This is a genomic window from Lentibacillus sp., from assembly GCF_035301925.1.
In the GTDB taxonomy this organism is placed as follows: Bacteria; Bacillota; Bacilli; order Bacillales; family Amphibacillaceae; genus Lentibacillus.
The window spans coordinates 1-7411 of sequence record NZ_DATGTI010000096.1 but is presented as its reverse complement, the minus strand read 5'-3'; the positions used below and the strand labels follow the sequence as shown (position 1 = coordinate 7411).

The window sequence follows — 7411 nt, the reverse complement described above, 5'->3', positions numbered from 1 at the left end:
AGCAATCTGGCTCATTGATTTTTCTTCCTTCAAGATTTCCAACACGATTTGTGATTTGAATTCTGGTGTATATCTTTTGCGTTTCATATACCTACCTTAACATCTCCTTTTTTCGTGTCTAAAATCTTGGGTCCATTATAGCTAATCTAAACGGTTAGCCTGTTTTAATTTGTCTAGTAGAGGCTGTCAAAAAGTCTGATTTTCCAAAAACAACTATTTGATAGATGAATGTGAAGTGACTCAAATTTTTTTGAAAAAGTTAAGCAAAAACACTTGAAAGTCAAAGAAGGTCAGAGTATAATAATCAGTGAAAGGTCAAAGATAGTCAAAGTCAAACCTTTTAAATAAATTTTTGAAATCAAATAAGGAGGAATCACATGATGCAATGTCAAAATTGTGGTATTCGTCCAGCTAACATTAATATGTCAATGCAAATCAACAACCAACGAATGAATATGCACTTATGTGAACAATGCTTCCGGGAAATCCAGGGAAGCATGATGAGTGGTGACTTTGGTCAAGGCCAGCAAGGTGATTTTGCCAATAAATTTTTCCAGGGCAATAGTCAGCAAGGTCAAGGATTTACCGGAACAAAAACACAGCAAGGGGCTGGCAATGGCAACGGCCTGCTTGATCAACTGGGTAAAAATGTTACCAACGCAGCCCGCGCTGGTTTGATTGATCCAGTCATCGGTCGTGACAGTGAAGTAAAACGAGTTATTGAAACACTGAACCGTCGGAATAAAAACAACCCAATCCTGATTGGTGAAGCTGGTGTCGGTAAAACAGCGATCGCCGAAGGACTGGCGCTCAAAATTACGGAAGGCAAAGTGCCGGCCAAACTGATGGATAAAGAAATTTATCTGTTGGACGTCGCATCACTTGTTGCCAATACAAGCATGCGCGGTCAGTTTGAAGAACGGATGAAACAGCTTGTTCAGGAATTGCAAGAACGGCAAAATGTCATCCTGTTCGTTGACGAAATCCATCTGTTGGTTGGTGCCGGTACCGCCGAAAGTTCCCAAATGGACGCGGGCAACATTTTGAAACCTTCGCTCGCACGTGGTGAACTGCAATTAATTGGTGCCACCACATTGAAAGAGTATCGTCAAATTGAAAAAGACGCTGCTCTTGAGCGCCGTTTCCAGCCAGTGATGGTCAAAGAGCCGTCCACAGAAGATGCTGTTAAGATTTTGCAAGGCATTAAAGACCGTTATGAAAAATTCCATGAAGTCCGCTATTCCGACGAAGCCATCCGCGCGTTTGTGACACTATCACAACGTTATATTCAGGATCGCTTCCTGCCGGATAAGGCAATTGACTTGATGGATGAGGTCGGTTCACGTCTGAATCTGGATAATGCCGAGAAAGATTCAGACTCCATCCAAAACCGTTTGGATGAAATCACCCGCGAAAAAGAAACAGCCGCTGAAAAAGAAGACTATGAAAAAGCAGCTCATCTGCGTTATCAGGAAATCCAGCTGCAAAAACAATTAGAAAAAGCAAAAGATAAAGAACAAGTTGTCGATGTGGACATTTCCGATATCCAGCTAATTGTTGAGGAAAAAACCGGTATCCCGGTTACGAAACTGCAAGCAGATGAACAAGAAAAAATGCGTAACCTGGGTGAACATCTCAGCGCTAAAGTCATCGGCCAGGACGAAGCAGTACAAAAAGTAGCCAAAGCCGTCCGCCGCAGCCGTGCGGGTCTCAAATCTAAATATCGCCCAATTGGCTCATTCCTGTTTGTCGGCCCGACCGGTGTGGGTAAAACAGAATTGTCAAAAGCATTGGCTGAAGAGTTATTTGGCTCACGTGACAGCATGATCCGTCTTGATATGAGTGAGTATATGGAAAAACACGCCGTTTCTAAAATCATCGGTTCACCACCAGGATATGTCGGCCATGAAGAGGCTGGACAGCTGACGGAAAAAATCCGCCGTAACCCGTACTCTATCCTTTTGCTGGATGAAATTGAAAAAGCACATCCAGATGTGCAAAATATGTTCCTGCAAATTATGGAAGACGGACAGCTGACTGACTCACACGGCACGACTGTAAGCTTTAAAGACACGGTTATCATCATGACAAGTAACGCCGGAACCGGTGAAAAACAAATCAATGTCGGTTTCAACCGTGAGGAACACGAATCGGTTCAAACCCTTGAAAACTTAAGTGCATATTTCAAACCTGAGTTTCTGAACCGTTTTGACAGCATCATTACATTCAACGAACTGACGGAAGAAAGCCTTCTGCAGATTGTTGACCTGATGCTGGCAGAACTTGAAGAAACCATTGAAGAAAATGACATCTCCATTTCGGTAACGGACGAAGCTAAACATGAGCTTGTCCAGCTTGGCTATGACTCTCGCTTTGGTGCACGTCCATTGCGTCGTGTCATCCAGGACAAAATTGAAGACCAGCTGACCGATCTGATATTGGAAGAAGAATCGATCGAAGCTGTTAATGTAGATGTCAAAGATGGCGACATTGTTGTTAGCAAAACAAGATAAAGTAAACCTTCAATCAGTGGGGCCTCTTTTCCCCACTGATTGGGCATTTACCAGCAGTTGACCCCAACTACCAAAGATTTGATGTGGGGTCTCACTGCCGGTTACATGCGGGATAAACATTGCTTGCAGAATAGGAAGCCGCTGATGCTGTTCAGCGGCTTTTTGTTTTTGGTTACAGAATGATGATCCAAAGAATCGCCCGAATTCCGGGGAATATCGACCAAACCACCATACGCGGTTGTCAACATAAGAGGCAACACATCATTATCATCAGTAATCAAGCCATAATATTTTCACCGATCATGTCACATAATAGTAATCCCAATTCGCAAAAACTATAAGGACTCAGAAAAAAAGGATGTTTCACATGCAGCAGCGAATCATGTTGTGGTTTTTAGTCTTGTTGATGACTGTGGCAATCATTCCGTCAACATACATAGATGCCCGGGAGAAGTCGGCTATGGATGTTCATTTCATTGACGTTGGACAGGGGGACAGTATACTGGTACAGACCCCTTCCCAAAAAAACATCCTGATCGATGGTGGGCCGCCCGCTGCTGGGAAGAAAGTTGTCGCATTTCTTGAAGAACACAACGTAGATAAGATTGATTTAATGATTGCAACACATCCGGATATCGATCATATTGGCGGGCTGATAGATGTTATGAAATCGATTGAAGTGGATAGAATTGTAGATACCGGGAAAATTCACTCGACCAGAACGTATGCCCGGTACGTTAGTCAGATTCTGAAACGGCAGATTCCGATTGAAATTGCCGAGCGCAACGATCTGCTTAAAATTGACCCTTTACTGAAGATGCGCATTTTGAATACACACACAGGTTCCAAAACAAATAATGAATCTTCTATTGTATTGAACATCACTTTTAAGAACATGGATTTTTTGCTGATGAGTGATGTTGAAAAAGAACAGGAAAAACGATTGATAAAACAGCATAATCTTGACGCGGAAATATTGAAAGTGGCACATCACGGATCACATACAAGTACGTCGCTTAAATTTTTGCGGGAGGTAAGCCCAAATGTTGCCATATTGACATATGGCAAAAAAAATGAATTTGGGCACCCGGTTGACCGGGTAATCGAAAATTTACACGAGGTCAATACAGCCATCTATCCAACGTCGGTATTTGGTGATATAACCATTCGGACAGATGGAAAAGGATTTGTCATCTTTAATGAGAAAAACCCGACAACCAGTTTACGTACTGGATAATTATTTACAAAAATAAACAATAGTGATATCATAATAATATAAATATGAAATTAATATAGGGGAAGGTGTGAGTGTCCAGGTGATTCGTGAAAAAGATGCGTGGATGATGAATGGGTATGTCGGGATTCTTGCAATCGTCATACTGGTGGCAGTGACGGTCATGAGTTTTCTGGAAGGACAGTTAATCATTGGGGGCATTGCCCTCGTGATTGCCATTGCATTGGGAAGCGGTATTACTGTCGTTCAGCCGAATCAAGCAGCTGTGGTCATTTTTCTCGGAAAATATATGGGGAGTATTCGAAAAGAAGGGATAGCCGTTACCATTCCATTTTCAATCAGGCGGATGGTGTCATTGCGTGTCCGGAATTTTAACAGCAGCCGGCTGAAAGTTAACGATGTCAACGGGAACCCAATTGAAATTGCCGCTGTAATTGTGTTCAGGGTGGTGGATGCTGCCAAAGCGGTTTTTGAAGTGGACCGTTATGAAAAATATGTGGAAATTCAGAGTGAAACAGCCATCCGTGCTGTTGCCACCCAATATCCGTATGATACATTTACGGACGATGAAATGACACTTCGCGGCAATGCGGAAGAAGTATCGGCACAGTTGGCAAAGGATCTTCAGGAGCGGCTGACGGTTGCCGGTGTGGAGGTACTTGAAACACGGCTGACACATCTTGCTTATTCACCTGAAGTTGCCCAGGCGATGCTGCAGCGCCAGCAGGCCAGTGCGATAATTGCTGCAAGAAAACAAATTGTTGAAGGTGCTGTCGGAATGGTCGAGGACGCCATTGCCCAGCTTGAGAAGGATGGTGTCGTTGATTTGGATGAAGAACGGCGTGCGACCATGGTCAATAATCTGATGGTGTCGATTGTGTCTGACAATGGTACACAGCCGGTTGTCAACACCGGATCACTTTATCAGTAAAAAGAAGGGTTTCGATGGCTAAAAAAAAGAATTTCCCATTAAGAATTGATCCGAAATTGTATGAGGTCTTGCAGTCGTGGGCAACAGATGAGTTCCGGAGCGTCAACAGCCATGTGGAATTTTTGCTACGTGAATCAGCCAAAAGAGCAGGTCGTCTCCCAAAATCACAGGATAAGAAAATAGGGGAAGATTAAAAAGCCCCGCACTTAGTTAAGGTGCGGGGCTTTTTTAATGGATTTCCATCCTATCTTAAATGCGAACTTTAGTACTTTTTCTTGTGACCTTTAGTGAATTAACGGTGAAATTCGGCATTTCAGCGTTTTTCAAATCCCGGAGACTCTTTTTGTCTATTTTTCAAAAAATTATTGACAAAAAACATCTATTGCTATATGGTTAGTTACATAAGTAATTAACCGATTAGCTAAGGAGCTTCATGATGAAATTGCAATTGGATGAAAATAAGCCCATTTTTCTGCAGATCAAAGAATATCTTGAAGACGCGATTATCAATGGAACAATTAAGCCGGGTGAACGTGTCCCGTCCACAAATGAATTTGCCAAACACTATCAAATCAACCCGGCAACGGCAGCAAAAGGGACCAACGAGCTGGTGGATGAAGGGATTTTAGTGAAGCGGAGGGGTGTCGGAATGTTTGTGACTGAAGATGCTGAAACGATTTTAATCGAAAAGCGGAAGCAGACGTTTTATGAACATTATGTGCTGCCATTAAAAGAAGAGGCGGAGAAGCTAAATATTAATAAACGCGAGCTGATGGAAATGGTAAACAGGGAGGAGAACAGAGATGAAAATTGAAGTGAAAAATATATCAAAAAACTATAAGGATACAAATGCATTGGACGATGTGTCGTTTACGCTGTCAGAACCCAAAATATATGGACTTCTGGGAAGGAATGGCGCAGGGAAGACAACGTTTATGGAAATTCTGTCAGGCCATATTTTAGCGTCACAAGGCGAGATCCTGATTGATGGGGAAAATCCATTCGATAATCAGCGTTTAACGGAATCCATTTGCCTGATTAAAGAAGGCGATAACTTTAAAAAAGAATTGAAAGTCAAAAATGTGCTGCGGATTTATGCCTATTTTTATCCGACATGGGACCAGGAATTGGCTGATGAATTAATACGTGAATATAACCTCAGTTTGAATGCGAAAGTGAAAGCTTTGTCAAAAGGGATGGCATCAGCGCTGGGCATTATCGTTGGGCTGGCAAGCAAGGCACCGATCACGATTTTTGATGAACCGTATATTGGGCTGGATGCCGCCGCGCGCAAGAAGTTCTATGATATATTGCTGGAAGAATACGAGGAAGAAAAACGGACAATTATTTTTTCCACGCACCTGATTAATGAAGTCAGTCTGATGTTTGAGGAAGTGCTTATTTTGCAGGATGGGAAACTTGTACTAAAGGAAGAAGCGGACACGTTACGTGACCATGCATACGCGGTTTCCGGACCTGTTCAGGATGTTGAAGCGTTTATCAAAGGCAAGGAAGTCATTCAGAGCAAGCAGCTTGCCGGCATGATGACTGCCTACGTGTACGGAAATATGGAACAGGCAAAAGCAGCTGATTTGTCTGTTGAGGGCATACCAATTCAGGAACTGATGATTTATTTGACGGAAAAGAAAGGGGCATAATAAATGGTCAGACAGATAAAAGGGTTACTTTACTTTTACGGATCGGATCAGCGTTACTCACTGATTGTTTTTTCGACGATTTTACTGGCTATATTAGTTGTTTCGCTGGCTTTCACGTATTTCCTGGCAAGTTTGGATGATGTGGATACGATTTTTACATTCAGTCTGACAGGGCCCATGTATGTATACTGTGCGATTGTGGGATTTCTGACCGTGAAGGATTCCGTGCCGTTTGCCATTAAAATGGGTGCAACGCGGAAAAATTTATTTGTCAGCACGGGGATATTTTTTCTGGTACTTTCGTTTGCAATGGCTCTTACTGCCACTATCCTGCAGGAGCTTGTCATGGCATTAATGAACGCGACAGGAATCGATTTCTTTGTATTTCTTCATCCGGTCTATTTCCTGCATGAAACATGGTACACACGCGTTCTCATTGATACAGCCATTATGTTCTTTTTCTTTACTGTTATGTTTCTCATCGGTCTGTTGTTTTATAAATATGGTCTCGCGGGCGGCGGCAGTTTTCTTGGCGCGCTGCTGGTTGTCAGTTTGTTAGGCGTAGCACAGGGATGGCTCATTGAATTCGTTGTTGATGTATTTGCGGGAATTAATCTTGATTTCTTTTATCAGCTGCTGGGTGTTGGCGCCGTGATTTATGGTATATCTTTTCTGTTTTTGCGACGGATCACAACGGTTAAAGTCAGATAGGAAAATTGTTGATTTATTTAATGGAAAAGAAGGGGGCATCATAAATGGGGAGGCAAATAAAAGGACTGCTTTATTTCTTTATAACTGACATGCGACGTCAATTTATAATATTTTGGTCAATTTTGCTGGCCAGTCTACTTGCCAGTATTATAATAGCTTACCTGCTGTTAAATTTGGAGAGCAATGGTTTATATTTTGCCAAATCGGTAGCATTGTATATATTTTCACTAGCGTTGCATAAAAAAATAATAGCTCAGTCAAATAATTGAATTTAAGGTCTGTGATAATTGATTGAATTTTCGGATATATACGACCTACTTTGAAGAAAAAAGGACAATAGGGCTTTAAAGGTAGTCCTACATCC

General features: G+C 42.2%; 8 protein-coding genes. 7 read left to right on the top strand and 1 reads right to left on the bottom strand.

The window, feature by feature from the left end:
• The first annotated feature begins 380 nt into the window (after positions 1-380).
• From VK080_RS08420 to VK080_RS08390, 7 genes are all read left to right on the top strand, one after another.
• The gene (locus VK080_RS08420) at positions 381-2513 is read left to right on the top strand and encodes an ATP-dependent Clp protease ATP-binding subunit (RefSeq protein ID WP_324224323.1); all 2133 of its coding nucleotides are present in this window, start codon (positions 381-383) and stop codon (positions 2511-2513) included.
• Between the two features lie 367 nt (positions 2514-2880).
• Positions 2881-3750, top strand: a complete 870-nt coding sequence (locus VK080_RS08415; protein WP_324224320.1) for a ComEC/Rec2 family competence protein — start codon at positions 2881-2883, stop codon at positions 3748-3750.
• A gap of 82 nt (positions 3751-3832) precedes the next feature.
• Complete coding sequence (locus tag VK080_RS08410) at positions 3833-4678, top strand: SPFH domain-containing protein (protein WP_324224322.1); 846 nt, start codon at positions 3833-3835, stop codon at positions 4676-4678.
• 14 nt (positions 4679-4692) lie between these two features.
• Entirely contained in the window at positions 4693-4872 is a 180-nt protein-coding gene (locus VK080_RS08405) for a toxin-antitoxin system HicB family antitoxin (protein WP_324224319.1), read from the top strand.
• Between the two features lie 242 nt (positions 4873-5114).
• Entirely contained in the window at positions 5115-5492 is a 378-nt protein-coding gene (locus VK080_RS08400) for a GntR family transcriptional regulator (RefSeq protein WP_324224321.1), read from the top strand.
• The gene (locus VK080_RS08395) at positions 5482-6336 is read left to right on the top strand and encodes an ABC transporter ATP-binding protein (RefSeq protein WP_324224318.1); all 855 of its coding nucleotides are present in this window, start codon (positions 5482-5484) and stop codon (positions 6334-6336) included. The genes VK080_RS08400 and VK080_RS08395 overlap by 11 nt, the downstream gene beginning before the upstream one ends.
• 3 nt (positions 6337-6339) lie before the next feature.
• Positions 6340-7047 carry a hypothetical protein gene (locus VK080_RS08390; protein WP_324224317.1) on the top strand — a complete coding sequence of 236 codons (708 nt, stop codon included), beginning with the start codon at positions 6340-6342 and terminating at the stop codon, positions 7045-7047.
• Between the two features lie 147 nt (positions 7048-7194).
• Here the strand turns inward: VK080_RS08390 and VK080_RS08385 are convergent.
• Positions 7195-7411 (bottom strand): hypothetical protein (locus tag VK080_RS08385; protein WP_324224316.1); only part of this gene is annotated, 217 nt, incomplete at its 5' end.

Excerpts from the sequence above, each read along its gene's own strand:
- VK080_RS08405 (WP_324224319.1), top strand. The coding sequence starts at position 4,693 with ATGGCTAAAAAAAAGAATTTCCCATTAAGAATTGATCCGAAATTGTAT.
- VK080_RS08395 (WP_324224318.1), top strand. The coding sequence starts at position 5,482 with ATGAAAATTGAAGTGAAAAATATATCAAAAAACTATAAGGATACAAAT.
- VK080_RS08390 (WP_324224317.1), top strand. The coding sequence starts at position 6,340 with ATGGTCAGACAGATAAAAGGGTTACTTTACTTTTACGGATCGGATCAG.
- VK080_RS08400 (WP_324224321.1), top strand. The coding sequence starts at position 5,115 with ATGAAATTGCAATTGGATGAAAATAAGCCCATTTTTCTGCAGATCAAA.
- VK080_RS08420 (WP_324224323.1), top strand. The coding sequence starts at position 381 with ATGCAATGTCAAAATTGTGGTATTCGTCCAGCTAACATTAATATGTCA.
- VK080_RS08415 (WP_324224320.1), top strand. The coding sequence starts at position 2,881 with ATGCAGCAGCGAATCATGTTGTGGTTTTTAGTCTTGTTGATGACTGTG.